Annotated in this window: 1 protein-coding gene; it reads left to right on the plus strand. The window is 61.2% G+C overall.

The window, feature by feature from the left end; all coding sequences use genetic code 11:
• On the plus strand, positions 1 to 1,251 hold a 1,251-nt coding region (locus AC52W5_RS15490), incomplete at its 5' end, for a methane monooxygenase/ammonia monooxygenase subunit B (protein WP_074974982.1).

The raw sequence follows: 1,251 nt of genomic DNA on the forward strand, positions 1-1,251 counted from the left end.
ATGAACGCAAAGAACCTTTTCAAGAAGAGCATTGCCGGGTTTTGCAGCATTGCCGCCCTGGGATTGGCCCTGACGCTTGACATCCAGCCGGCAGCAGCGCACGGAGAGCGCTCGCAGGAACCGTTCCTGCGCATGCGTACCATCCAGTGGTACGACATGAAATGGGGCCCCGAGACCACCAAGGTCAACGACATCGCCACCATGACCGGCAAATTCCACCTGGCCGAAGACTGGCCGCGGGCGGTGGGCAAGCCTGGTCGCGCCTTCTTCAACGTAGGCAGCCCAAGCCCCGTGTTCGTGCGCCTTAGCACCAAGCTCAATGGCGAGCCCACCTACATCTCCGGACCGATGGAGATCGGGCGCGACTACGCCTTTGAAGTCAAGCTCAAGGCGCGCATTCCCGGACGCCACCACATGCACGCCATGGTCAACATCAAGGACGCAGGCCCGATTGCAGGTCCTGCCGCCTGGATGAACATCTCCGGCAGCTGGGACGACTTCACCAACCCGGTGAAGCTCCTGACAGGCGAGACCATCGACACCGAGACCTTCAACTTCAGCAACGGCATCTTCTGGCACATCCTGTGGATGTCGCTTGGCATCTTCTGGATCGGCTACTACGTAGCGCGGCCCATGTTCCTGCCGAGAAGCCGGGTGCTGCTGGCCTATGGAGACGAGCTCCTGCTCGACCCCATGGACAGGAAGGTGGCGTGGGTCGTGCTGATACTCACCTTTGGCATTGTCTGGGGCGGGTATCGCTACACCGAGACCAAGCACCCCTACACGGTGCCGATCCAGGCGGGCGAATCCAAGGTTGAACCGCTGCCGGTGAAACCCAACCCGATCGCAATCAAGGTCACGCACGCCAACTACGACGTGCCGGGACGCGCCCTGCGGGTGACGATGAGTGTGACCAACAGCGGCGACAAGCCCTATCGCATCGGGGAATTCACCACTGCGGGCGTGCGCTTCATCAACAAGGTGGGCCTGAAGCACCTGGACCGCGGCTATCCGAAGGAACTCGTGGCCACCGGCCTGTCGTTTGACAACGATACGCCGATCCAGCCTGGCGAGACGCGCGAAGTCAAGATGGAAGCGAAAGACGCGCTGTGGGAAGTGCAACGGCTGATGGCGCTCCTGGGTGACCCGGAAAGCCGCTTTGGCGGACTTCTCATGACCTGGAGCGATGATGGCGATCGCAACATCAACAGCATCGCAGGTGCGGTCATCCCGGTCTTCACCAAGCTCTAA

This window comes from Nitrosospira sp. CT, from assembly GCF_059489795.1.